This window comes from Pseudomonas sp. Pseusp15 (assembly GCF_059492165.1).
Genome location: NZ_CP168523.1, coordinates 5969204 through 5993558, shown reverse-complemented (window position 1 = coordinate 5993558; position 24355 = coordinate 5969204). Strand labels below are relative to the sequence as shown.

21 protein-coding genes are annotated in these 24355 nt (G+C 60.0%); 9 read left to right on the top strand and 12 right to left on the bottom strand.

What is annotated here, in order from left to right:
• Positions 1–19: 19 nt before the first annotated feature.
• From ACEN8R_RS27030 to ACEN8R_RS26990, 9 genes are all read right to left on the bottom strand, one after another.
• Complete coding sequence (locus ACEN8R_RS27030) at positions 20–838, bottom strand: phosphoglycolate phosphatase (RefSeq protein ID WP_018928866.1); 819 nt, start codon at positions 836–838, stop codon at positions 20–22.
• The gene (gene rpe / locus ACEN8R_RS27025; protein ID WP_007941649.1) at positions 835–1509 is read right to left on the bottom strand and encodes a ribulose-phosphate 3-epimerase; all 675 of its coding nucleotides are present in this window, start codon (positions 1507–1509) and stop codon (positions 835–837) included. The genes ACEN8R_RS27030 and rpe overlap by 4 nt, the downstream gene beginning before the upstream one ends.
• A gap of 91 nt (positions 1510–1600) precedes the next feature.
• A complete protein-coding gene (locus ACEN8R_RS27020) occupies positions 1601–2749 on the bottom strand; it encodes an iron-containing alcohol dehydrogenase (RefSeq protein ID WP_018928865.1) in 1149 nt (382 codons plus the stop codon).
• Positions 2750–2887: 138 nt separating this feature from the next.
• The gene (locus ACEN8R_RS27015) at positions 2888–3712 is read right to left on the bottom strand and encodes an ABC transporter permease (RefSeq protein WP_018928864.1); all 825 of its coding nucleotides are present in this window, start codon (positions 3710–3712) and stop codon (positions 2888–2890) included.
• Between the two features lie 12 nt (positions 3713–3724).
• Positions 3725–4972 carry an ABC transporter permease gene (locus ACEN8R_RS27010; protein WP_018928863.1) on the bottom strand — a complete coding sequence of 416 codons (1248 nt, stop codon included), beginning with the start codon at positions 4970–4972 and terminating at the stop codon, positions 3725–3727.
• Between the two features lie 120 nt (positions 4973–5092).
• A complete protein-coding gene (locus ACEN8R_RS27005; RefSeq protein WP_018928862.1) occupies positions 5093–6136 on the bottom strand; it encodes an ABC transporter substrate-binding protein in 1044 nt (347 codons plus the stop codon).
• A 49-nt stretch (positions 6137–6185) separates the two neighbouring features.
• Positions 6186–7310 (bottom strand): ABC transporter ATP-binding protein, encoded by a 1125-nt coding sequence (locus ACEN8R_RS27000; RefSeq protein ID WP_018928861.1) that lies wholly within the window; start codon positions 7308–7310, stop codon positions 6186–6188.
• A 339-nt stretch (positions 7311–7649) separates the two neighbouring features.
• Positions 7650–8291 (bottom strand): response regulator, encoded by a 642-nt coding sequence (locus tag ACEN8R_RS26995; RefSeq protein WP_177325199.1) that lies wholly within the window; start codon positions 8289–8291, stop codon positions 7650–7652.
• 72 nt (positions 8292–8363) lie between these two features.
• A complete protein-coding gene (locus ACEN8R_RS26990) occupies positions 8364–10760 on the bottom strand; it encodes a PAS domain-containing sensor histidine kinase (protein WP_018928859.1) in 2397 nt (798 codons plus the stop codon).
• A gap of 73 nt (positions 10761–10833) precedes the next feature.
• Between ACEN8R_RS26990 and ACEN8R_RS26985 the strand changes: the two genes are divergently transcribed.
• On the top strand, positions 10834–11826 hold the full coding sequence (locus ACEN8R_RS26985) for an alpha/beta hydrolase family protein (protein WP_018928858.1): 993 nt from the start codon (positions 10834–10836) through the stop codon (positions 11824–11826).
• Positions 11827–11869: 43 nt separating this feature from the next.
• On the opposite strand, the gene ACEN8R_RS26980 is transcribed toward ACEN8R_RS26985, so the two are convergent.
• The 3 genes from ACEN8R_RS26980 to ACEN8R_RS26970 are packed head-to-tail and all read right to left on the bottom strand — an operon-like array spanning position 11870 to position 14323.
• Positions 11870–12634: a TerB family tellurite resistance protein gene (locus ACEN8R_RS26980; RefSeq protein ID WP_026286624.1), complete on the bottom strand. Its 765-nt coding sequence runs from the start codon at positions 12632–12634 to the stop codon at positions 11870–11872.
• Between the two features lies 1 nt (position 12635).
• Complete coding sequence (murU, locus tag ACEN8R_RS26975) at positions 12636–13307, bottom strand: N-acetylmuramate alpha-1-phosphate uridylyltransferase MurU (protein ID WP_018928856.1); 672 nt, start codon at positions 13305–13307, stop codon at positions 12636–12638.
• Positions 13304–14323 (bottom strand): aminoglycoside phosphotransferase family protein, encoded by a 1020-nt coding sequence (locus ACEN8R_RS26970; RefSeq protein ID WP_018928855.1) that lies wholly within the window; start codon positions 14321–14323, stop codon positions 13304–13306. The genes murU and ACEN8R_RS26970 overlap by 4 nt, the downstream gene beginning before the upstream one ends.
• Positions 14324–14453: 130 nt before the next feature.
• Here ACEN8R_RS26970 and ACEN8R_RS26965 point away from each other — a divergent pair, with 130 nt between their 5' ends.
• The 8 genes from ACEN8R_RS26965 (at position 14454) to ACEN8R_RS26930 (ending at position 24324) form a co-directional block, all read left to right on the top strand.
• Positions 14454–17267 carry an LPS-assembly protein LptD gene (locus ACEN8R_RS26965; RefSeq protein ID WP_495624483.1) on the top strand — a complete coding sequence of 938 codons (2814 nt, stop codon included), beginning with the start codon at positions 14454–14456 and terminating at the stop codon, positions 17265–17267.
• A complete protein-coding gene (gene surA, locus ACEN8R_RS26960; protein ID WP_018928853.1) occupies positions 17248–18564 on the top strand; it encodes a peptidylprolyl isomerase SurA in 1317 nt (438 codons plus the stop codon). The genes ACEN8R_RS26965 and surA overlap by 20 nt, the downstream gene beginning before the upstream one ends.
• Positions 18561–19550, top strand: a complete 990-nt coding sequence (gene pdxA / locus ACEN8R_RS26955; RefSeq protein WP_018928852.1) for a 4-hydroxythreonine-4-phosphate dehydrogenase PdxA — start codon at positions 18561–18563, stop codon at positions 19548–19550. The genes surA and pdxA overlap by 4 nt, the downstream gene beginning before the upstream one ends.
• Complete coding sequence (rsmA, locus tag ACEN8R_RS26950) at positions 19547–20365, top strand: 16S rRNA (adenine(1518)-N(6)/adenine(1519)-N(6))-dimethyltransferase RsmA (protein WP_018928851.1); 819 nt, start codon at positions 19547–19549, stop codon at positions 20363–20365. Before pdxA ends, rsmA begins: the two co-directional genes overlap by 4 nt.
• 115 nt (positions 20366–20480) lie before the next feature.
• Entirely contained in the window at positions 20481–20861 is a 381-nt protein-coding gene (gene apaG / locus ACEN8R_RS26945) for a Co2+/Mg2+ efflux facilitator ApaG/CorD (RefSeq protein ID WP_018928850.1), read from the top strand.
• Positions 20861–21742, top strand: a complete 882-nt coding sequence (locus ACEN8R_RS26940) for a symmetrical bis(5'-nucleosyl)-tetraphosphatase (protein WP_018928849.1) — start codon at positions 20861–20863, stop codon at positions 21740–21742. The genes apaG and ACEN8R_RS26940 overlap by 1 nt, the downstream gene beginning before the upstream one ends.
• A 33-nt stretch (positions 21743–21775) precedes the next feature.
• Positions 21776–22105: a thiosulfate sulfurtransferase GlpE gene (gene glpE, locus ACEN8R_RS26935; RefSeq protein WP_018928848.1), complete on the top strand. Its 330-nt coding sequence runs from the start codon at positions 21776–21778 to the stop codon at positions 22103–22105.
• Between the two features lie 296 nt (positions 22106–22401).
• Positions 22402–24324, top strand: a complete 1923-nt coding sequence (locus ACEN8R_RS26930) for a PrkA family serine protein kinase (RefSeq protein ID WP_007904259.1) — start codon at positions 22402–22404, stop codon at positions 24322–24324.
• The last annotated feature ends 31 nt before the right edge of the window (positions 24325–24355 follow it).

The following is a 24355-nucleotide window of genomic DNA, read 5'->3' as shown; positions in this document are numbered from 1 at the left end:
TACGCCGGCCAGGAACAAGTCAGGCGCGCCAACGCCAGCGGGCCAGGGCCTTGATGACTTTCATCCAGAGTTTGCGAGTGACCACCACGATGGCGTTTCCAGCAGGGGGTTGAACAGCGTCGGGCAACGTTATCTCAGCGGCCGGATCCAGGCAACCGGGAATTAGTTTGCGCAGATCATCGATCACCAGCGCCGGCGACTCTTCGGCAATCGGCCGACCGTGGTTATAACCGTAACTGAGGGCCACGCATTTGACCCCCGCCGCTTTCGCCGCCAGCACATCGCTACGCGAGTCGCCGACGAACAATGATTGCGACGCCGGAATGTTGGCCATTTTCATCACAAAAAACAGCGCAGCCGGATCAGGTTTCTGTTGTGGCAGGGTGTCGCCACCGATGATCCATTTGAAGTAACGGCCGATCTTCATCTGATCCAGCAACGGCGCGACGAAGCGCTCCGGCTTGTTGGTGATCAGCGCCATCGCCACGCCCTGCTTGTGCAGCCATTTCAGGGTGTCGCGCACACCGGGATAGACCACGGTCAGCTCATGCCCCTCACCGTAGGCTTCCATGAAAATCTGCAGTGCACCCTCGGCTTCGCCATCATCGACCGACGAATGATCGATGCCGCCGGCCAGTGCACGGCGCACCAGCACCGGCGCGCCGTTGCCGACCCACTCACGCACCGGTTCGATGCCGACCGGGTCACGCCCGAGCTTGAGCAGCATGTTATCCACAGCCGCTGCGAGGTCAGGGACCGAATCGACCAGCGTGCCATCCAGATCGAACATCACCAGCCGCGGCAGACGCCCCGGGAACAGCTGCTCAAAACCGCTCATGGGCGAGCCAGCGCCAGTTCGGAGCGCATTTTTTCAATCACTTCCTGGTAGTTCGGCGCATTGAAGATCGCCGAGCCGGCCACGAAAGTGTCGGCGCCAGCAGCGGCGATTTCGCGAATGTTGTTCACGTTCACCCCGCCGTCGATTTCCAGGCGAATGTCACGCCCGGAAGCATCGATCAGCGCCCGTGCCTCACGCAGCTTGTCGAGGGTGGCTGGAATGAACTTCTGCCCGCCGAAGCCCGGGTTGACGCTCATCAGCAGGATCATGTCGACCTTGTCCATCACGTACTTGAGCACGTCCAGCGGGGTCGCCGGGTTGAACACCAGGCCCGCCTTGCAGCCGCCTTCGCGGATCAGTTGCAGGGAACGGTCGACGTGCAGCGTGGCTTCCGGGTGGAAGGTGATGTAGGTCGCACCGGCCTCGATGAAGTCACCGACGATGCGGTCCACCGGGCTGACCATCAGGTGCGCGTCGATCGGCGCGGTCACGCCGTACTTGCGCAGCGCGGAGCAGACCATCGGGCCGATGGTCAGGTTCGGCACGTAGTGGTTGTCCATGACATCGAAGTGCACGAAGTCGGCGCCGGCGGCCAGGACGTTGTCCACTTCCTCGCCCAGGCGGGCGAAGTCGGCGGAGAGAATCGACGGAGCAATAACGAAGGGCTGCATGACGCACCTTTTCTGAGCAGAATCACGATGGCGCGCATTGTATACCTCATGCTTTGACGCGCGCACCGTGCTGCGATGATTGGGGCAAGTCCTAATAGGCCGCTCGGTAGATCTTCTCGATATCGGTGGCGCTCAACTTACGCGGATTGTTGCGCATCAGGCGTTCGGTGCCGGCGGCTTCCACGGCCATGGCCGGGATCGCCTCCTCGGGGACCCCGAAACTGCGCAGACCTCGCGGGATCTCCACGGCGGCGCACAGCTCGGTCATCGCCTCCACGGCTTTGTCCGCCGCCTCACTGGCGCTCAGATGAGCGGTCTTCATCCCCATGGCCTCGGCAATATCCTGCATGCGTTCCACGCAGGCCATCTTGTTCCAGGTCATGACATACGGCAGCAGCAGGGCATTGCTGACACCATGGGCAATATTGAAACGCCCACCCAGCGGATACGCCAACGCATGCACCGCACCGACCCCGGCATTGCCGAACGCCATGCCGGCCATCAGGCTGGCGGTGGCCATGTCTTCGCGGGCTTGCAGGTGGGCGGGATTGGCGTAAGCCTTGGGCAGCGCCTTGGTAATCAGTTTGATCGCGCCAATGGCCAAGGCATCGGTGATGGGCGAGGCGTTGAGCGACAGGTAGGACTCGATGGCGTGCACCAGCGCATCGACGCCACTGGCGGCGGTGACACTGCGCGGGCAGGTCAGGGTCATTTGCGGGCTGACCAGCGCCACGTCCGGCAACAGGTAATCGCTGATGATGCCCATCTTCAGCTGCGCGACCTTGTCGGAGAGGATGGCCACGTTGGTCACTTCCGAACCGGTGCCGGCGGTGGTCGGGATGGCGATCAGCGGCGGGCCTTTGCGCGGCACCTGATCGATGCCGAACAAATCCTCCAGCGCGCCGTGATAACCGGCATAGGCGGCAACACTCTTGGCGATGTCGATGGCACTGCCGCCGCCGAGGCCGATCAACCCGTCATGCCCACCCTCACGATAAACCCGCATGCAATCTTCGACGATGGCGATTTCCGGGTCCGGCAACACCCGGTCGAAAATCTCATAACTGCGCTCGCCCAGCTGCGCCAGCGCCAGCTCCACCGTGCCGGACTTGACCAGCGCGGCATCGGTGACGATCAGCGGGTTGTCGATGTCCAGACGTGTGAGCTCGGCCGCCAGTTGCTCGATGGCACCTGCGCCGGTGATCAGTTTGTGAGCGATTTTGAAAGAGGAAAGACTCATGTGCGCAGCCTCTTATAGATAGGGGAGCTGGGCACAATAGTAGCTGGGGATTGGGGTTTGTCTGCTATTAAGTTGGTGAATGATCGAGGTGCTTCTGTGATCGTTCCCACACTCGCGCGGGAACGATCACAGTTGGCGTCAGGCTTGGGCGGTGCGCAGTTTTTCGCTGCGCCCACGCAGCCATTCCAGGGTCAGCAACAGGATCACCGAGAATGCGATCAGCAGCGTCGCGGCAGCGGCGATCGTCGGGCTGAGGTTTTCGCGGATGCCGCTGAACATCTGCCGTGGCAAGGTCGCTTGTTCGGGACCGGCGAGGAACAGCGTCACCACCACTTCATCGAACGAGGTAGCGAAGGCAAACAGCGCACCGGAAATCACCCCCGGCGCAATCAACGGCAAGGTCACCCGGCGGAACGTCGTCAGCGGCGAAGCGCCCAGGCTCGCCGCGGCCCGCACCAGGTTCTGGTTGAACCCCTGCAAGGTCGCCGATACCGTGATGATCACGAACGGCACGCCCAGCACGGCGTGCACCACGATCAACGAGGTATAGCTGTTACCGAACCCCAGTGGCGCGAAGGTCAGGTAACTGGCCACACCAATGATCACCACCGGCACCACCATCGGCGAAATCACCAGCGCCATCACCAGCGCCTTGCCCGGGAAGTCGCCACGGGTCAGGCCGATCGCCGCCAGCGTACCGAAGATCATCGCCAGCACGGTCGCTGCCGGAGCCACGATCATGCTGTTCTTCAACGAACGCATCCATTCCGCCGAGGCAAAAAAGTCCTGATACCAGTGCAGCGAGAAGCCTTGCAGCGGGTAGACCAGAAAACTCCCTGAGTTGAACGACAGCGGAATGATCACCAGCACCGGCAAGATCAGGAACAACAAAATCAAGCCGCAGAGAATCCGCAAGCTGTAGAACCACACCCGTTCGATGGGCGACATATAAGGACTCAGCATTTCACTCTCCCCTTAGCTCAGGCGCAGGCGACTGGCGCCCACCAGCCAGCTGTAAATCAGATAAAGCACCACGGTCGCCAGCAGCAACAGTCCACCGAGCGCGGTCGCCATGCCCCAGTTGATGCTGGTGTTGGTGTAGAAGGCGACGAAGTAACTGACCATCTGATCGTTCGGGCTGCCCAGCAACGCCGGGGTGATGTAGTAGCCGATGGCTAGGATGAACACCAACAGGCAACCGGCGCCAACACCGGCATAGGTCTGCGGGAAGTACACCCGCCAGAAACTGGCGAACGGGTGGCAGCCCAGGGAAATCGCCGCACGCATGTAAGTCGGCGAGATACCTTTCATCACGCTGTAGATCGGCAGAATCATGAACGGCAGCAGGATGTGCACCATCGAGATGTAGACCCCGGTGCGGTTGAACACCAGCTCCAGCGGCTTATCGATGACGCCCATGGCCATCAGGCCGCTGTTGATCAAGCCGCCCGATTGCAGCAACACGATCCACGCCGCGACCCGCACCAGAATCGAGGTCCAGAACGGCAACAGCACCAGAATCATCAGCAGGTTGCTTTGGCGCGAGGGCAGGTTCGCCAGCAGGTAGGCCAGCGGATAAGCAAGCACCAGGCAGATCATGGTGATGATCAGGCCCATCCAGAACGTACGGGCAAAGATGTCGAGGTAGATCGCCTGATCGGGAGTGGCCCGGGCCAGTTCGCCGAGGTCGTCGATACGGTGATCGACGGCGGCCAGCAGGTAATAAGGCGTCACGCCACTGGTGTTGCGGCGCACCACCTGCCAATAGGCCGGATCGCCCCAGCGTTCGTCGAGTCCTTCCAGCGCTTCTTTATAAGAAGCAGGCTCCGTGGCGAACGGCAAGGCGCGCGCGGTTTTGGTCAGCAGGCTGCGGTAGCCGGCCAACTCCATGTTCAAGCGCTTGGACAAATCACCCAAGGTCTGATTCTTGCGGGCTTCGGCGAGGTCTTCGCTGGCGGCCTTGTACACAGGCTCTGCCGGCAGGCCTCGGCCATCCCAACTGGCGATGGCTGCCACAGTGCGCGGCATCACGCCGACCACTTCCGGGTTACCGACGCTTTTGTAGAGCAGCGCCACGATCGGCACCAGGAACACCAGCAACAGAAACAGCACCAACGGCGCGATCAAGGCTTGTGCTTTCCAGCGGTTGATTCGCTCGGCGTGCTTTAGCCGCTGCTTCAAGGTGGGGTCGGTGCCCGCGTTCACGGGAACGGCGATAGCCATGGCGTACTCCGGAAATCTTTGATCGTTACAGAGGGTGGCACTCCATAACTGGGAGGCCACCTCTGTTCTTGTTAGCTACACATCAGCCCCTGTAGGAGAGGCAAGCCCACAGTGTTGTGGTTACTTGGCAGCCCAGGAATTGAAGCGCTGCTCCAGTTGCTCGCCGTTGTCAGCCCAGAAGCTGACGTCGATCTGCACCTGGTTGGCGATGTTTTCCGGGGTGGTCGGCATGTCTTTCAGGACATCCTTGGACAGCAATGGCACTGCCTGGGTGTTGGCCGGGCCGTAGGCGATGTTTTCCGAGTAGGTCTTCTGCTGTTGCGGCTGTACCGAGAAGGCGATGAATTTCTTCGCAGCTTCGGCACGGGTCTTGTCCAGACCTTTTGGAATGGCCCATGCGTCGAAGTCGTAGATGCCGCCGTTCCACACCACTTTCAGGTTGCTTTCTTTTTGTACCGCGGCGATCCGGCCGTTGTAGGCCGAGCTCATGACCACGTCACCGGAGGCGAGGTATTGCGGCGGTTGTGCGCCGGCTTCCCACCACTGGATGCTTGGCTTGAGTTCATCGAGTTTCTTGAACGCCCGGTCCTGTCCATCTTTGCCGGCCAGCACTTTGTAGACGTCTTTCGGCGCAACGCCGTCAGCCATCAGTGCGAATTCCAGGGTGTACTTGGCGCCTTTGCGCAGGCCGCGCTTGCCCGGGAATTTCTTGGTGTCCCAGAAATCAGCCCAACTGGTCGGAGCGGTTTTCAGCTTGTCAGCGTTGTAGGCCAGCACGGTCGACCACACGAAGAAGCCCACGCCGCAAGGCTGGATAGCGCCTTTGACGTAGTCTTCAGACTTGCCGAACAGCTTCGGATCAAGCTGCTCGAACATGTCTTCGTCGCAACCACGGGACAGTTCCGGCGATTCAACTTCCACCAGGTCCCAGGACACGCTCTTGGTGTCGACCATGGCTTTGACCTTGGCCATTTCGCCGTTGTATTCGCCAGCGACGATTTTGCCGTGGCCCGCCGCTTCCCATGGTGCGTAGAAGGCTTTGACCTGCGCCGCCTTGTTCGCCCCGCCAAAGGACACCACGGTCAGGTCCGGGCCAGCCGCCATCGCGTGCGCCGCGCCGATCATGCCGACGACCAGGGCGGTGAATTTCAGGGATCTCAACATTTATTGTTCTCTCCACGTGCAGGGTTGGTGTTGGTGAAGCAGGGGGCGATCAATGCGCCTCTAGAAGTGGGTCGAGCGCGCGAACGTGTTCGACCTGCCAGCCAAGCGGTACCACGTCGCCGACAGCCAGCGCAGGATCGAGCTCGGCAATCGGTTGTTTCACGAAGAAGTCGGTCTTGCCGCAGACTTCCAGGCGAACCCGGACGTGGTCGCCCAGATAGATGAATTCCGCCACCCTTCCCGAGAAGCGGTTGACACAGGACTCGCTCGAGCCATTGAGGCTCACGCGCTCCGGACGAATCGACAGCGTGACGGGTTCGCCGGTCTTGCCGACGTTGACCGCCAGTGCTTCAACCTTTTCACCGCGACCAAGCTCGACCACGCAGCGATCACCGGTGTGGCTGTGCAAGCGGCCGTTGAGGCGGTTGTTCTCGCCGATGAAGTTGGCGACGAAAGTATTTTTCGGCTCTTCGTAGAGCGTGCGCGGTGGCGCGATCTGCTGGATCTCGCCCTGATGGAACACGGCGACACGGTCGGACATGGTCAGGGCTTCGCCCTGGTCGTGGGTCACATAGACCACGGTCACGCCGAGGCGCTGGTGCAGGTGTTTGATTTCCATCTGCATGTGTTCGCGCAGTTGTTTGTCCAGTGCGCCGAGGGGTTCGTCCATCAGCACCAGTTGCGGTTCGAACACCAGGGCACGGGCCAGGGCCACACGCTGCTGCTGACCGCCGGACAGTTGCGCCGGATAGCGCTGGGCGAAAGTATCGAGCTGAACCATGCTCAGCACACGCTTGACCCGGTCACTGACGTCGCTCTTGTTCAAGCCGCGCACGGTCAGCGGGAACGCCAGGTTCTCGGACACGGTCATGTGCGGAAACAACGCGTAGTTCTGGAACACCATGCCGATGTCGCGCTTGTGCGGTGGCACGTTGTTGATGGAACGCCCGGCCAGTTGAATCTCCCCGGCGGTCGGCGTTTCGAAGCCGGCGAGCATCATCAGACTGGTGGTTTTGCCGGAACCGGACGGCCCGAGCAAGGTAAGGAATTCGCCTTTGCGAATTTCCAGGTTGAGGTCTTTGACGATCAGGTTCTCGCCGTCGTAGCTCTTTTGCACTCCACGAAAGCTGACCAGAATATCGCTGGCCCCTGCACTTGAATCAACCTGGCTCATACCCACACCTTTGTTATTGATGACTGCTGTGGACTAAGCCTAGTGGACGCTGGGAGCCGCGCAAATCGGGGCGCAGGAGAGAATCGCCTCAGCCGGATGGAAGGTTGGGGGTAGGGATTGCCCTACAAGGATGGCGGGGATGGATATGTCGATTCTTGATGGCGACAGACGGTGAGCTGCAAGCCACAGGAACCGGTAAAAGCGGCTTTGCATGCATGTCGTAAATGGACATGCCTCTTCTTTCTGTAGGAGCGAGGCTTGCCCGCGAAGGCGATCTCACTGGCGCCAAAAGCTTCGCGGGCAAGCCTCGCTCCTACAAAATCCACAGTGAACCCTGGATCACAGGAGTTTGTGTTCCATCGCGTACTTCACCAGTTCAGCCAGGGAGGTGATGTTGAGTTTCTGCATCAGCCGCGCCTTGTGGGTACTGATGGTTTTGCTGCTCAAGGCCAGTTGCTGGGCGATGTCGTTGACGTTGGCGCCCTGGGCCAGGCGTTCGAATACCGAGAATTCACGCTCCGACAGCAGCGAATGCAGCGGCCGCGTGTCGGTCAGGCCGACTTCGAAAACCATGCGGTCGGCCAGGTCCGGATCGATGTAGCGTCCGCCCGCCGCGACCTTGCGAATCGCCGTCAGCAACAATGCCGGATCGCTGTCCTTGGTCGCGTAACCCGCAGCGCCGACCTTCAACGCCCGAGCGGCCATCTGCGCTTCGTCGTGCATCGACAGCACCAGAATCGCCGGCGGATTGCTCATGGCGCGAATCCGCGGGATCGCCTCCAGGCCGTTGACCCCGGGCATGGAGATGTCCAGCAACACCACTTCGCAGGGAACATGGCGCAAGGTATCGAGCAACTGCTCGCCATTGCTCGCCTCCCCGACCACCAGCAAGTCCTTGGCCAGGCCGATCAATTGCTTGATGCCTTCACGAACGATGGTGTGGTCTTCGGCTACCAATACACGGATCACGTTCTTCTCCATTCTTCTTATGTCAGAACCAAGATCTATCGCGGGCTTGCCTGCAAAGGCGCCAGCTCAAACAACACAAAACCATCAGGCTTCATCCAGCGGCACTCGCACCGTCAGGGTCGTGCCCTCCCCCGGCTCACTCTCAAGCGACAATTGCCCGCCCATGATCAACACCCGCTCACGCATGCCGACCACACCGAAGGATGTCGGCCTGCCAGGCGCGGCGACAAATCCTACGCCATCATCGCTGACAGTCAGACAAAGCTCATCGCCCTCAAGGGCCAGCGTCAGTTCAACAGTATGCGCCTGGGCGTGGCGCATGACATTGGTCAGCGCTTCCTGAAGGATGCGGAACAGGCCGATGGCCTTGGCATCGCTGAGCACCGGCAAGTTATCCGGCACTTGTACCAGACACGGAATATGCGTGCGCGCCTCGAACCGTCGGGCCTGCCACTCGATGGCCGAGGCGATCCCGGCATCGAGAATCGGTGGCCGCAGCGCCGTGGCCACATCACGCACCAGTTGAAACAGCTGCGCGATCAAACGCTTCATGCTGTTCAAGCGCTCGTGCAGGCCAGGGTCGAGCTGCGCATAAGCCAGTTCGCACATGGACGTTTCCAGCTTCAACACGGTCAACATCTGCCCCAGCTCGTCGTGAACTTCCCGGGCAATCCGTGCCTTCTCCTCTTCCCGCACACTCTCCAGATGCGCAGACAACTCGCGCAACTGCTCACGGGAGCTGGCCAGCTCCAGCTCGATGCGCTTGCTCTCGGTGATGTCCCAGACGATCCCGTCCCAGACATAGGCGCCGTCTTCCAGTCGGCGGGTAATGGCCTTGATCTCAGCCCAGCGTTGTTCGCCCTGACGGGTCAGAATCCGTCCCTGCCACGACCAGTCGCTGTCGGTGTCCAGTGCATGGTCCTGGGTCTGGTGATAACTGGCCTTGTCATCCGGATGCACCAGGCTGCGCAGGCCTTTGTCACGATGGGCCAGGGTGGCGGGCGAGTAGCCCACCAGGCTCTCGCTGCCTTCACTGATGTAGGCAAAGTCGATCTGCCCGGTCACTGGCGCGCGCTCCAGACGAAAGACCAGCCCGGGGACGTTGGCGGCGATCCCCTGCAGCCGTGCTTCACTTTCCTGCAAGGCGGCCAGGGCGCGACGACGCTCGGTGACATCATTGAGGTAAACCACCAGGTATTCGCCCTCGCGAAAACGCAAGAAGCTCAACGAGACATCCGCCGGCAGAATACTGCCATCGGCCCGCACACAATTGGTTTCGAAACTTAGCGGCCCTTCCTCACTGGCCCGGGCGCGTTTCCACAGGCTCAGCCAGCGGTCCATGTGCAAACCGGGCTCGAAATCGATCAAGGGTCGATCAATGATCCCGCCCGCCGGATAGCCGAGCATGCTTTCGGCGGCACGGTTGGCGTAGCGCACATGGCTGTCCCAGTTGACCCAAAGGATGCCGACGGTGCTTTGATCGATGGAGAACTGCGTGAGGCGCAAGGCCTCTTCGCTAGCCTCGCGCAGGGCAATGTCTTCGCGCGCCGCCAGCAAACGTTGCTCCAGACTGTGTTGCTGACGACGCTGCCAGAACACAATGGCCATGCTGCTCAGCAATAACACCAGCAACAGCAGGCAGAGATTTTTCCAGAAAACCGGTGAATCGGACAGCCGCGGGTACTTGGGTTGCAGCCATTGATCGTGCAGTCGCTCGAGGTCTTTGGCCGGAATCGCGCGCAGCGCGTTTTCGACGATGCCGGCCAACTCCGGCCAGTCCCGACGCGTGGCCACTCGCAACAGTTGCGGGAAACCGATGTCGCCCACCACGGCCAGCCCGGCAAACTCGGGTTCGGCTGACAGACGCCCGAATTGCGCTTCATCGACCACCGCGTAACCGGCCTGCTGACTCAACAACAGTTGCAGCGCCTGGCGCTCCAGAGGCACGCCCTGCAGGTTCAAATGCGGATAGGTACTACGCAAGAAATCGGCGGTGACGCTGGGCATGCGCACGGCGACGCGGGTCTGACTGTCGAGTTTTTCCAGCTCCACCACCCCCGTACTCTTCTGGTCGCTGACCACCAGTTGCGGCACCCGCATGTACGGATCGGAAAATTGCCAGAGTCGTAAACTGGCGGGAGTCTGGGTCAGCCCCGGCGCGATATCGATATCGCCTTCGCGCGCGGCGGCTTCCAGTTGCGCAAGATCAGGATAATTACGCCAGCTCAGCTCGACCTTGAGCGACTTGGCCAGCCACTTCATCAACTCGATGTTGACCCCGGACAGGCGCTGCAAGCGGCGATCGTATTGAGCATAGGGCACTTGCAATACAACCCCGACCCGCAACTCTTCATGCTGCGCCAGCCATTGCTGTTGCGCCGAAGACAATGACACGACATGCGCCGGCGGCGCGGGAGCCGCCCAGCCCATCAAGGGAAACCACAAACAGCCGATAACCCACAGGCAGCGAAAATGCATCATCGAAGTCTCACACACTGACAAATACTGACCAACCCATTAGGCTGCCGGAATAACTTCTGGCCTGGAATATCCGATGCCCCCTGTCTACCGCCTGGCACTGCCAGCATTGTGCCTGTCGTTGATCCTGCCGTGCGCCTTTTCCGTCGAGGCGGCCGACCCGGCACCTGCCACTGCGGAAAAGCCCGCCGAAGAAAAACCGGTCGAACGCCAGCCGCTGCTTGAGCGTAGCCAGGAAGAATCGACGGCACTTGAGCGACAAATTCCTGCGCAGGAACAGCAACAACTGCAAGCCGGTACCGACAGCTTTCTCGCCTTGTGGAAACCAGCCAATACCGCCGAGCCCAAAGGCGCGGTGATTATCATCCCGGGTGCCGGTGAAACCGTTGACTGGCCGCAAGCAATCAGCCCATTGCGCCGCCAATTGCCGGACGCCGAGTGGAGCAGCCTGAGTATCACCTTGCCGGACCTGCAAAGCGAAGCCATTGCGCCACGTATCGTCGAAGTGGCACCAGTGCCCAAAGCGCCTGATGCCGGCAACAAAGACTCGACCACCGCGGCGCCCATCGAACAGGCCGCCGGCGGCGAAGCGGAGGTGGCCGACAAGGCTATCGCCGAAACCACCGAAGAACACGCCAAAGCCGACGCCGAGCGAATTTTCGCCCGCATCGACGCGGCCATCGCTTATGCCGAACAGCAAAGCGCTCGCAAAGTCGTCGTGCTGGGGCATGGCACCGGCGCTTACTGGGCCGCGCGCTATCTGAGCGAGAAGCAGCCATCGCAAGTCGAGAAGTTCGTGATGGTCGCCGCCCAGACGCCTGTTACGGCGAAGCCTGAGCTTGCCGAGTTGACGCCGACGATCAAGCTGCCGACTGCCGACATCTTCTATATGGACAAACCACTGGATCGCAACGCGGCACTGGAACGCTTGCAGGCCAATAAACGTTTGAAGACATCGGCGTTCAGCCAGGTCTCGCTCAAGGCACTGCCGGGCAATGCCAAGGCTGAGCAAGAGCAGTTGGTTCGCCGGGTGCGGGGATGGTTGAATCCGCAGCCTGCGGCGGACTGATGGATCGCGTCGCCCCATTCGCGGGCGACACAACTCTGCCCTGCTATCGAAAGTCCCGCCGTTCGCGAATCAACGTGTAGGCGTTGTGCAATTCACGAGTCTTGTCCGTCGCCTCACGAACCTGCAACGCCGTCGCACCGCTGCCGGCAATCTTGTCCGGATGATGGCGACTGAGCAGGCGTCGATAGGCGCGTTTGATCTGTGCTGGCTCGCTGGTCGCCGACACGCCCAATAACCGCAAGGCGTCCTGATACGTAATCGCGCTGCTGACCAATGGTCGCTTCGGCTCGTAGTCACTCGCCAGTGCCTGTACCTGTTGCGGCGTCCAGCCCAACCATTTGCCCCACTGGGCAATCAGTTCGCGCTCGCTGCTACCGGCGCGGCCATCGGCCCAGACCATCCGCCAACAGGCACGCAACACGCCTTCCGCCGCATGGGGCTGAGCACTCAAGCGTCGCAGATAACCACGCAACCGATCGTGCCCCGACTTGCCGCGGTTGAACGCCGCTATCGCCCGACGTTGCGCCGACTCGGTCATCTCCAGCGCACGCATTTCCTGTCGCGCCTGCTGAATGTGGCCATCCACTACCCGCCCATCACTCTTGGCCAATCGGCCCAGCAACACGAACAGCAGTTCATCGTTGCGCAGCACCGAGCGGCCACCGAACTTTTCCCATAAATGTGCCCAGCTCTGCAGGTGCAAGCGCCGATCCAGCGCCTGTCCCAATAAAGCACCGAGCATGGCCCCCGGAATGCTGGCTATGGCAAAGCCCGCTCCGGCTCCAATCAGAGTCCCTGGCCACAACATGTCAGCGTCTCGCTTCTATCAAGGTTTCTACTTCAGCCAGGCGCTCGTGAGTGCCGACATCTACCCAATGTCCATTCAGGCGCTCGCCCGTCACTTGTCCATCGGCCATGGCTTTGCGCAACAATGGCGCAAGCTTGAAGGCCCCGGCCGAGCAACCGTCAAACAGCTGCGGGTGCAGCACGGCGATGCCGCTGTAGGTCAGGGTTGGGGTATCCGGCTGACCGTCCTGCACATGGCCATCGACCAGAGTGAAGTCCCCGCTCGGGTGATGCGCCGGGTTGTCCGCCAGGATCAAATGGGCGAGCCCGACGATGGGCTGGTGCAACACGCTGAAGTCGTAGTCGGTCCAGATGTCGCCGTTGACCACCACAAAAGCCTCATCACCCAACAAAGGCAACGCGCGGAAAATACCGCCACCGGTTTCCAGCGGTTCACCTTCCGGCGAATATTGAATGCTCACGCCATATTTCGAGCCATCCCCCAGATAATCTTCGATCTGCTGACCGAGCCAGGCATGGTTGATCACAATCTCGGTAAACCCCGCAGCCGCCAGCGCGTGCAGGTGATACTCGATCAAGGGTGCTCCGCCGGCACGAACCAGTGGTTTTGGCGTGGTCAGGGTCAGCGGACGCATGCGCTCGCCTTTACCCGCCGCCAGAATCATTGCCTTCATGCCTTCACTCCAGCACGCAGACTGGCCAGCAACACATCCAGCTCAGCCAGTTCAGGACGACGGGCAATGACCGCGTCTATATAAGCAAAGAAACGCGGCACATCGCCGAGATAGCGTGGCTTGCCGTCGCGATGGCAAATGCGGGCGAAGATGCCGATGACTTTCAAGTGACGCTGCACGCCCATCAGGTCGCTGGCGCGCAGAAAGTCTTCAAAGTCCGGCTGAACCGGGATGTCGAGCGCACCGGCTTGCTGCCAGTAATCTTCCAGCCAGCCGCGCACGCGTTCTTCAGGCCAGCTGAGGAAGGCGTCCTTGAACAGGCAAGTCACGTCATAGGTCACCGGCCCGTAGACCGCGTCCTGGAAATCCAGCACACCGGGATTCGGCTCGCTGATCATCAGGTTGCGCGGCATGTAGTCGCGATGCACCAGGACTTTAGGCTGAGCCAGAGCGCTGTCGATCAGCAGGTCGCTGACCTGCTGCCAGAGCACTTGCTGCGCCGCATCGAACTCGATACCCAGTTCGCGCTTCACGTACCACTCGGGGAACAGTTCGAGCTCGCGACGCAGCAACGCGACGTCATAACTCGGCAGCGGCGCCACCATCGGCAATTGCTGGAAAGCCAACAACGCTTGCAGGGCATCCTTGAACAAATCGTCGGCATTTTCGCTTTCGATCACGTCCAGATAAGTCTTGTTGCCCAAATCATTGAGCAAAAGGAAACCGCGCTCGAGGTCCTCGGCATAAATTTTCGGCACGTTTATGCCGGATTTCGCCAGCAGAAAAGCGATATCCACAAAGGGTTTGCAGTTTTCCTGGGGCGGTGGCGCGTCCATCACGACGAAACTTCTGCCCGCGCCTTCCCAGCGGAAATAGCGCCGAAAACTCGCGTCGCTACTGGCCGCGGTCAACGTGGCCGGGGGCACGGCGCCCCAACCTTGTTCTGCAAAGAGGATAGCCAACTGTTCATCGAGCCAAACTTTCAGGTGTTGCAAGCGTACATCTTGGTCAGGCATTGCAAGGGTCTCCGACGGCGCTAGCCGTCAAGCGGGTCATGCTTTATTATCCAGCATCTTTTTCAGACCATCGAGAGGCGTGCGGCCCACACCGCGGGCAGATGGCACGCAGGAAGCCCGGACTAATAAGATGGCATTGAAATCCCCCGCGTTTCGTAAAAAATTTCCGTTGTTGGTTACCGGCAGTCTGCTGGCCCTGCAACCCCTGGCCACGTCGTTCGTGGTCGCCGCGGAACAGTATGACTGCTCAGTCTCTGCTTCGGGTGCCTGGGACTGTGCGCCAAAGGCGCCGGCCGCTGCATTGCCGCCGCGCCCCGTGCATGAAGGCACCGCAGTTTCCGCCACTGGAGAAACCCCGGCAGGCACCGCCTCCAGTGAAGACACCGGCGCCAAACCTGTGCTGGTTACCGAGTCCAAGGGCCGCGGCCTGAAGTCGCGTAGTGAAGACTACAGCCACCTCGACTGGGTTCCGCGCGAGAAGCTCACCGCAGCGCAATTGGCCGAAACCGGTCCTTACTGCTCTGGTTCCTATATCGAACCGATTCGTCCTGGCATGAATGACAAGACGAATAAAAGCGACGCTCCAACCTTTATCGGTGCCAAGGCCTCCCGCTATAAGCAGGAAGAGCAAGTCGCGACCCTGGCCGGTGACGTGGTCATGCGTCAGGGCAGCATGCAGGTCGAAGCCGACGAAGCGAACCTGTACCAGGCCGAAAGCCGTGGCGAACTGGCCGGCAACGTGCGCATTCGCGACAATGGCGCACTGATCGTGGGCGACCACGCCGACGTGCAGCTCGATACCGGTGAAGCCAAGGTCGACAACGCCGAATACGTGATGCACAAGTCGCGCATCCGCGGTAACGCGCTGTACGCCAAACGTGCTGAGAACGCGATCATCCGTCTCAAGGACGGTACGTACACCACGTGCGAACCGAACAGCAATGCCTGGCAGCTCAAGGGCAACAACATCACCTTGAACCCGGCCACCGGTTTCGGTACCGCGACCAACGTAACGCTGCGGGTCAAGGACATTCCGGTTCTGTACACGCCGTACATCTATTTCCCGATCGATGACCGTCGCCAGTCCGGCTTCCTGCCGCCGACCATCGGCACAGGCAGCGATACCGGCTTCATGCTGGTCACCCCGTACTACTTCAACCTGGCGCCAAACTACGACGCCACGTTGTACCCGCGCTACATGAGCAAGCGCGGCCTGTTGATGGAAGGCGAATTCCGTTACCTGACCAAGTCCAGCGAAGGTCAGTTCGGCGCCGCGTACCTCAACGACGAAGATACTGAGCGCAGCAAGCAGACCGACTACGAAAAAACCCGCTACATGTACAACTGGCAGCACAAGGGTGGCCTCGACTCGCGCGTCTTTACGCAGGTTGACTACACCAAGATCAGCGATCCGTATTACTTCCAGGATCTGCAGACTGACCAGATTGGCGTGAAAAGCGCTGACTACGTGAACCAGCAGGGCTCTGTCACCTATCGTGGCGACAGCTACACCGCTCGCTTGAACGCCCAGGCCTATCAGCTGGCGACCGTTTCGAACATCACGCCGTATGACCGTTTGCCGCAGATCACCTTCAATGGTCAGCTGCCTTATCATCCGGAAGGGCTGAATTTCGATTACGAGACAGAGGCCGTGCGGTTTGAGCGTGATTTGAAGAGCGGTGACTTCGTAAACCAAGACGGCACGGTTGCATCACGTCTTGATAACAACGTGACCGGCCTGGCACGTGCCAACGGCGACCGCTTGAATCTCAAACCGGCTGTCAGCCTGCCGTTGAACTGGACCTATGGCTTCCTGAAGCCTTCGCTCAAGTACCAATACACCCAGTACCAACTGGATCTGGACGGTACTGGCAAAAGCCAAATCGCGGCCCAGGATCAAGCCGCAGCTGCAGCCGGGACTGAAAACATCAACGGTCATTTCGGCAGCAACCAGAACCGTGGCGTGCCGATTGTCAGTATCGACAGCGGCCTGTATTTCGATCGCGACACCCAATGGTTTGGCAAGAATTATCGCCAGACCCTCGAGCCGCGCCTGTTCTACCTCTATGTACCTGAGGAAGACCAGAAGGATATTCCAGTATTCGACACCGGCGAATACACCTTCAACTATGCCTCGCTGTTCCGCGACAACCGCTTCTCCGGCTCCGACCGCGTCGGCGACGAGAACAAACTGTCGCTGGGCGTGACCAACCGCTGGATCGAAGACAATGGTTTCGAACGTCAACGCATCAGCGTCGGCCAGGCCTTGTACTTCAAGGACCGCGAAGTCCAGTTGCCAGGTATCGATGCAAAAACCCGCGCCGATGCTCAAGCCAACGTTTCGCCATATGCACTGGAATACGAATACCGCTGGAACCGCGACTGGCGTACAACGGCCGACTACAACTGGGACCCGGACAGCCGCAGCCCTCGCTCGGGCAGCGCGATGTTCCACTACCAGCCTGAAGACAACCCGAACAAGGTCATCAACGCCGGTTATCGCTATCGCAATGACCAGATCCGTTATGACCAGAACACCGGTAAATGGACGGTGGGCGGCGGTGACTACGGCACCCCGGGCACACCTGGCTACGTGAAGGACTACTACAAGATCAAACAGCACGACTTCTCGGTGATCTGGCCGATCGTGCCGCAATGGAACGCCATCAGCCGCTGGCAGTATGACTACAACCGCAACCGTACCCTGGAAGCCTTTGGTGGTTTCGAGTACGACAACTGCTGCTGGAAACTACGCCTGATCAACCGTTACTGGGTTTCCTATGACGAATTCAGTCAGGAAGCTCCACAAAACGAAAAAGGCGACCACGGCGTCTTCCTCCAAATTGTTCTGAAGGGACTCGGCGGCCTCACCGGCGCCAAAGTAGAGAGTTTCCTCGACAAAGGCATCCAAGGTTATCGTGAACGTGAAGACCAAGCTTTCTGATTGTCTGCGCCCGCTGATGCTGGGCGCGCTGTTCCTGGGTACCGCGGCCAACGCCGCGGTACAGTCCATCGATAAAGTGGTGGCCATCGTCGACAATGACGTGGTCATGCAGAGCCAACTGGACCGGCGCGTTCACGAAGTTCAGCAAACCATCGCCAAACGCGGTGCTGCCGTACCGCCTACCGGCGTACTGGATCAGCAAGTGCTTGAGCGCCTGATCGTCGAAAACCTGCAATTGCAGATCGGCGAGCGCTCCGGCATCCGCATTACCGATGAAGAACTGAACCAGGCTGTCGGCACCATTGCCCAGCGCAACAACATGTCGATCGAACAATTCCGCGCCGCTTTGGCTCGCGACGGCCTGTCTTATGACGATGCCCGTGACCAGATCCGCCGCGAAATGATCATCAGCCGTGTGCGTCAGCGCCGTGTGGCGGAGCGCATCCAGGTGTCCGAGCAGGAAGTGAAGAATTTCCTGGCATCCGATCTGGGCAAAATGCAGCTGTCCGAAGAGTTCCGCCTGGCCAACATCCTGATTCCTACGCCGGAAAGCGCCAACTCCGAGGCGATTCAGAATGCCGCCAAGCAAGCCGACGCGGTTTACCAGCAACTCAAGCAAGGCGCTGACTTCGGTCAGTTGGCAATCGCCAAATCCGCCAGCGAAACTGCACTGGAAGGCGGCGACATGGGATGGCGTAAAGCCGCTCAATTGCCACCTCCATTCGACCGCCTGCTGAGCACCATGGCCGTTGGCGACGTAACCCAGCCAATGCGCACCCCGGGCGGCTTCATTATCCTGAAGATCCTCGACAAGCGTGGTGGCGAAGCGCAGGTGCGTGACGAAGTTCATGTACGCCACATCCTGGTCAAACCAAGCCCGATTCGCGACGAAGAAAAAACCAAGGCCCTGGCTCAATCGCTCTACTCCCGTATCGAAGCGGGCGAAGATTTTGGCGAGCTGGCGAAAAGCTTCTCGGAAGACCCGGGTTCCGCCCTCAACGGCGGCGACCTGAACTGGATCGATCCGAACGCACTGGTGCCTGAATTCCGCGAAGTGATGGCCAAGACCCCGCAAGGTCAGCTGTCCAAGCCGTTCAAGACCCAATATGGCTGGCACGTCCTGGAAGTCCTTGGCCGCCGCGCCACCGACAGCACGACCCAGGCCCGCGAGCAGCAAGCGATGACCGTACTGCGTAACCGCAAATACGACGAAGAGCTGCAAACCTGGCTGCGTCAGATCCGTGACGAAGCGTACGTAGAAATCAAACTCCCTGGTGCAGACCAGGCAGCGCAGTGAAACCCAAGCGTTTCGCGCTGACCCCCGGCGAACCGGCCGGCATAGGTCCCGACCTGTGCCTGCTGCTCGCCTCGCAAGCCCAGCCACACCCCCTGATTGCCATTACCAGCCGCGACCTGCTCCTTGAGCGGGCCGCGCAGCTGGGCGTGGTTGTCGATCTGCTGGCGGTCACGCCGGACAGTTGGCCAGATGTTCCTGCACCGGCCAACAGCCTGTATGTGTGGGATACGCCACTCAACGCCAGGGTCACCGCCGGGCAACTGGACAAGGCCAATGCGGCTTTCGTCCTGGAAACCCTGACCCGCGCTGGCCAGGGCTGTCTGGATGGGCATTTCGCCGGCATGATCACCGCGCCGGTGCACAAAGGCGTGATCAACGAATCCGGGATCGCCTTTTCCGGGCACACGGAGTTTCTCGCTGACCTGACCCACACCGCGCAAGTAGTGATGATGCTCGCCACCCGCGGTTTGCGCGTGGCGCTGGTCACCACTCACCTGCCTCTTCGCGAGATTGCCGACGCGATCACGCCGGAGCGGCTGGAGCGGGTCACGCGGATCCTGCACACCGATCTGAAAGAAAAATTCGGCATCGCCCAGCCACGCATCCTGGTTTGCGGGCTCAACCCGCACGCCGGTGAAGGCGGTCATCTGGGCCATGAAGAAATCGACATCATCGAACCTACATTAGAGCGCCTGCGCGGCGAGGGCATGGACCTTCGCGGCCCCCTGCCCGCCGACACTCTGTTTACCCCCAAATATCTGGAGCACTGCGACGCGGTGCTGGCGATGTACCACGACCAGGGCTTGCCTGTGCTGAAATACAAAGGCTTCGGCGCGGCAGTCAACGTGACCCTCGGCTTGCCGATCATCCGCACATCGGTCGACCACGGCACCGCCCTGGACCTGGCCGGCAGCGGCAACATCGACACCGGCAGCCTGCAAGTCGCCCTGGAAACCGCCTACCAGATGGCCGAGACCCGTTTATGACCGAGCATTACCAACACCGGGCGCGCAAGCGCTTCGGCCAGAACTTCCTGCACGATGCCGGCGTTATCGATCGCATCCTGCGCTCCATTCACGCCAAACCTGAAGACCGCCTGCTGGAAATCGGTCCGGGCCAGGGTGCATTGACCGCCGGCCTGCTCAACAGCGGCGCTCAACTGGACGTCGTAGAGCTGGACAAGGACCTGATCCCGATTCTCAATCAGCAGTTCGCCGGCAAGAGCAACTTCAACCTGCATCAGGGTGACGCGCTGAAGTTCGACTTCAACAGCCTGAACGCTGCGCCAAACAGCCTGCGAGTGGTCGGTAACCTGCCGTACAACATCTCGACGCCGCTGATCTTTCATCTGCTGAACAACGCCAACCTGATTCGCGACATGCACTTCATGCTGCAAAAGGAAGTGGTCGAACGTCTGGCGGCGGGTCCGGGTGGCGGTGACTGGGGTCGCCTGTCGATCATGGTTCAGTACCATTGCCGGGTCGAGCATCTGTTCAACGTCGGCCCGGGCGCGTTCAATCCTCCGCCGAAAGTCGACTCCGCGATCGTGCGCCTGGTGCCCCACGCGGTACTGCCGCACCCGGCCAAGGATCATCGCCTGCTGGAGCGCGTTGTGCGTGAAGCCTTCAACCAGCGCCGCAAGACCCTGCGCAACACACTGAAACTTTTGCTGAGCAATGCCGAAATCGAAGCTGCCGGCGTCGATGGCAGCTTGCGCCCCGAGCAACTCGACCTGGCCGCCTTCGTACGCCTGGCCGACAAGCTCAGTGAACAAGCCCTACAAAAGCCTGCCACTGACTGACAGGCGATGAGCGCTATCGGGTAGGACGCCACTCTGGTTTACTACCCGATACTTGGCCTAGACTGAGTTCTATCAGCTACGCCCCGCGTTCCGCTTCGTTTCTAAGGCCTTTTGCATGTCCGATCCTCGTTACCAGGTCGACGTCAGCGTCGTCACCCGCTATCTGGCAGAACAATCGCAACCCGAGCAAGACCGCTTTGCCTTCGCCTACACCATCACCGTGCAAAACAATGGCCTGCTACCCGCCAGACTGCTTTCACGGCATTGGGTCATCACCGACGGTGACGGCCATGTCGAGGAGGTTCGCGGTGCGGGCGTCGTCGGCCAGCAGCCGTTGATCGAGGTGGGCAAGAGCCACACGTACAGCAGCGGCACCGTCATGACATCCAAGGTCGGCACGATGCAGGGCACCTACCAGATGCTCGCCGAAGACGGTAAGCACTTCGACGCCATCATCGCGCCGTTCCGTCTGGCGGTCCCAGGGGCGTTGCACTGATGGCGACGTATGCCGTCGGTGATGTGCAAGGTTGCCTTGAACCGCTCAAATGCCTGCTCGAGCAAGTGGCCTTCGACCCTGCCCGAGATCGCCTGTGGCTGGTGGGTGATCTCGTCAACCGTGGCCCACAGTCGCTGGAAACCCTGCGCTTCCTCTATGGCATCCGCGAGTCGCTGGTATGCGTACTCGGCAACCATGACCTGCACTTGCTGGCCGTCGGGCAAAACATCGAGCGCCTGAAGAAAGCCGATACCTTGCGTGAGATCCTCGAAGCACCCGATAGCGCGGAGCTGCTGGAGTGGGTTCGCCAGCAAAAGCTCATGCACTACGATGAACAACGCGATATCGCCCTGGTCCATGCTGGTATCCCGCCGCAATGGTCGCTGCGCAAAGCCTTGAAGTGCGCCGCCGAAGTCGAAGAAGCCCTTCACGATGACAACCGCTTCGCGCCTTACCTTGACGGCATGTACGGCAACGAGCCGGTGAAATGGAATAGCGACCTCAAAGGCGCCGCCCGCCTGCGAGTCATCACCAACTATTTCACCCGGATGCGTTTTTGCACCAGCGACGGCAAACTCGACCTCAAGGGCAAGGAAGGCATCGACACCGCACCGCCGGGCTATGCACCGTGGTTCGCGCACAAGGAGCGTAAAACCAAAGGCCTGAAGATCATCTTCGGCCATTGGGCGGCGCTCGAAGGCCAGTGCAACGAACCGGGGCTCTTTGCCCTCGACAGCGGTTGCGTCTGGGGTGGTGCCATGACCCTGATGAATGTCGACACCTTCGAGCGCCTGCAATGCAAGTGTGACGCCCATGGCCACCTTCGACCGGCAGTCGCCACCTCTATTCCCGAACAAACGTCAGCCAGCGCCCCGCGCTAGACTGCGCTTTCAGCCGAGCCACAGGAGCCCGCCATGAGCGAATTCAAACGTATCCCCCCAGAACAGGCCCAGGCCCTGCGCGAACAAGGCGCGGTGGTGGTCGATGTCCGCGACCCGGCAACATTTGCCGCACTGCACATCACCGGTTCGAAGCATCTGGATAACCATTCTCTGCATGCTTTCATCCAGGGCGCCGATCTGGATGCACCGACGGTAGTGGTCTGCTATCACGGAAATTCCAGCCAGGGCGCAGCTGCTTATCTGATCAGCCAGGGCTTTTCCGACGTCTACAGCATGGACGGCGGTTTTGAGCTGTGGCGTACGACCTATCCTTCGGAAACGGCGCAAGGCACTTCCGAATAATTATTTTGTAATGCGCAAGCCCCGGCCCCCGTGGGCTCGCGCGATTACAGACGAACGGTCTGCCACAACTAATTACGTATCTTGCCTTTACCTCCCAAATTCCCAACTATCCTTAAGCGCAGGCCATCCAAAACAGGGGAGAGCCGGTACACCGGCGCACGGGTCATCGGGAGTAGCTTTCGGAGTAGTCAGCTCCGGAAGAGTTCTGGGGGGTAAACAGCAACTGCCTGTTCGGTTGCTGCCAGCATCGACTGAGTGATCCGGCGTCGGCTCCACGTATCGAGCGAGGTGACGTCATGAGTATCTTTAGCCACTTCCAACAACGCTTCGAGTCCACGCGCCAGGAAGAACTCTCGCTGCAAGAGTATCTTGAACTGTGCAAAAAGGACCGCAGCGCCTACGTTTCCGCGGCCGAGCGTCTATTGCTGGCCATCGGCGAACCGGAACTGCTCGACACCTCAACCAACTCGAGGCTGTCGCGCATCTTTTCCAACAAGGTGATCCGCCGCTATCCGGCCTTTGAAGACTTCCACGGGATGGAAGAATGCATCGACCAGATCGTGTCGTATTTCCGCCATGCCGCTCAGGGTCTGGAAGAAAAGAAACAGATCCTCTACCTGCTTGGCCCAGTCGGTGGCGGTAAGTCATCTTTGGCCGAAAAGCTCAAACAGCTGATCGAGAAAGTGCCCTTTTACGCAATCAAGGGCTCGCCGGTTTTCGAGTCGCCCCTGGGTCTGTTCAACGCCACTGAAGATGGCGCGATCCTCGAGGAAGACTTCGGCATTCCCCGGCGCTACCTCAACACCATCATGTCGCCATGGGCCACCAAGCGCCTGGCCGAATTCGGCGGCGACATCAGCCAGTTCCGCGTGGTGAAACTCTACCCGTCGATCCTCAACCAGATTGCAGTTGCGAAAACCGAGCCGGGCGATGAAAACAACCAGGACATCTCGGCACTGGTGGGCAAGGTCGATATTCGCAAACTGGAAGAGTTCCCGCAGAACGACGCCGATGCCTACAGCTATTCGGGTGCGCTGTGCCGGGCCAACCAGGGCCTGATGGAATTCGTCGAAATGTTCAAGGCACCGATCAAGGTGCTGCACCCATTGCTGACGGCCACTCAGGAAGGCAACTACAACAGCACCGAAGGCTTGGGGGCAATTCCGTTCACCGGGATTCTGCTGGCCCACTCCAACGAATCGGAATGGCACACTTTCCGGAACAACAAGAACAACGAAGCCTTCATCGACCGGATCTATATCGTCAAAGTGCCGTATTGCCTGCGCGTCAGCGACGAGGTGAAGATCTACGACAAGCTGCTGTTCAACAGCTCGCTGGCCAAGGCCCATTGCGCACCCGACACGCTGAAAATGCTCGCTCAGTTCACCGTGCTCTCGCGCCTTAAAGAGCCGGAAAACTCCAACATCTACTCCAAGATGCGCGTGTATGACGGCGAAAACCTCAAGGACACCGATCCGAAGGCCAAGTCGATCCAGGAATACCGCGATGCAGCAGGTGTCGACGAAGGCATGAACGGTCTGTCGACCCGCTTCGCCTTCAAGATCCTGTCGAAGGTCTTCAACTTCGATCCGCACGAAATCGCCGCCAACCCGGTGCATCTGCTCTACGTGCTGGAACAGCAGATCGAACAGGAACAATTCCAGGCCGAGACCCGCGAACGCTATCTGCGCTTCCTGAAAGAGTACCTGGCGCCGCGTTACATCGAGTTCATCGGCAAGGAGATCCAGACTGCCTATCTCGAGTCTTACAGCGAGTACGGCCAGAACATCTTCGATCGCTATGTGCTGTACGCCGACTTCTGGATTCAGGATCAGGAATACCGCGATCCGGAAACCGGCGAGATCCTCAACCGCGTAGCCCTGAACGAGGAACTGGAGAAAATCGAGAAACCGGCCGGCATCAGCAATCCGAAGGATTTCCGCAACGAAATCGTCAACTTCGTACTGCGCGCCCGTGCCAACAACAACGGCAAAAACCCAACCTGGCTCAGCTACGAAAAACTGCGGGTGGTCATCGAGAAGAAAATGTTCTCCAACACCGAGGACCTTCTGCCGGTCATCAGCTTCAACGCCAAGGCCAGCAAAGAGGACCAGCAGAAGCACAACGACTTCGTCACACGGATGGTCGAGCGGGGCTACACCGACAAACAGGTACGACTGCTGTCCGAGTGGTACTTGCGGGTCAGAAAATCACAGTAACCCGCTGCCGGTCAGACCGGTTGTCGTTAGC

Excerpts from the sequence above, each read along its gene's own strand:
- ACEN8R_RS27030 (WP_018928866.1), bottom strand. The coding sequence starts at position 838 with ATGAGCGGTTTTGAGCAGCTGTTCCCGGGGCGTCTGCCGCGGCTGGTG.
- rpe (WP_007941649.1), bottom strand. The coding sequence starts at position 1,509 with ATGCAGCCCTTCGTTATTGCTCCGTCGATTCTCTCCGCCGACTTCGCC.
- ACEN8R_RS27020 (WP_018928865.1), bottom strand. The coding sequence starts at position 2,749 with ATGAGTCTTTCCTCTTTCAAAATCGCTCACAAACTGATCACCGGCGCA.
- ACEN8R_RS27015 (WP_018928864.1), bottom strand. The coding sequence starts at position 3,712 with ATGCTGAGTCCTTATATGTCGCCCATCGAACGGGTGTGGTTCTACAGC.
- ACEN8R_RS27010 (WP_018928863.1), bottom strand. The coding sequence starts at position 4,972 with ATGGCTATCGCCGTTCCCGTGAACGCGGGCACCGACCCCACCTTGAAG.
- ACEN8R_RS27005 (WP_018928862.1), bottom strand. The coding sequence starts at position 6,136 with ATGTTGAGATCCCTGAAATTCACCGCCCTGGTCGTCGGCATGATCGGC.
- ACEN8R_RS27000 (WP_018928861.1), bottom strand. The coding sequence starts at position 7,310 with ATGAGCCAGGTTGATTCAAGTGCAGGGGCCAGCGATATTCTGGTCAGC.
- ACEN8R_RS26995 (WP_177325199.1), bottom strand. The coding sequence starts at position 8,291 with ATGGAGAAGAACGTGATCCGTGTATTGGTAGCCGAAGACCACACCATC.
- ACEN8R_RS26990 (WP_018928859.1), bottom strand. The coding sequence starts at position 10,760 with ATGATGCATTTTCGCTGCCTGTGGGTTATCGGCTGTTTGTGGTTTCCC.
- ACEN8R_RS26985 (WP_018928858.1), top strand. The coding sequence starts at position 10,834 with ATGCCCCCTGTCTACCGCCTGGCACTGCCAGCATTGTGCCTGTCGTTG.
- ACEN8R_RS26980 (WP_026286624.1), bottom strand. The coding sequence starts at position 12,634 with ATGTTGTGGCCAGGGACTCTGATTGGAGCCGGAGCGGGCTTTGCCATA.
- murU (WP_018928856.1), bottom strand. The coding sequence starts at position 13,307 with ATGAAGGCAATGATTCTGGCGGCGGGTAAAGGCGAGCGCATGCGTCCG.
- ACEN8R_RS26970 (WP_018928855.1), bottom strand. The coding sequence starts at position 14,323 with ATGCCTGACCAAGATGTACGCTTGCAACACCTGAAAGTTTGGCTCGAT.
- ACEN8R_RS26965 (WP_495624483.1), top strand. The coding sequence starts at position 14,454 with ATGGCATTGAAATCCCCCGCGTTTCGTAAAAAATTTCCGTTGTTGGTT.
- rsmA (WP_018928851.1), top strand. The coding sequence starts at position 19,547 with ATGACCGAGCATTACCAACACCGGGCGCGCAAGCGCTTCGGCCAGAAC.
- apaG (WP_018928850.1), top strand. The coding sequence starts at position 20,481 with ATGTCCGATCCTCGTTACCAGGTCGACGTCAGCGTCGTCACCCGCTAT.
- ACEN8R_RS26940 (WP_018928849.1), top strand. The coding sequence starts at position 20,861 with ATGGCGACGTATGCCGTCGGTGATGTGCAAGGTTGCCTTGAACCGCTC.
- glpE (WP_018928848.1), top strand. The coding sequence starts at position 21,776 with ATGAGCGAATTCAAACGTATCCCCCCAGAACAGGCCCAGGCCCTGCGC.
- ACEN8R_RS26930 (WP_007904259.1), top strand. The coding sequence starts at position 22,402 with ATGAGTATCTTTAGCCACTTCCAACAACGCTTCGAGTCCACGCGCCAG.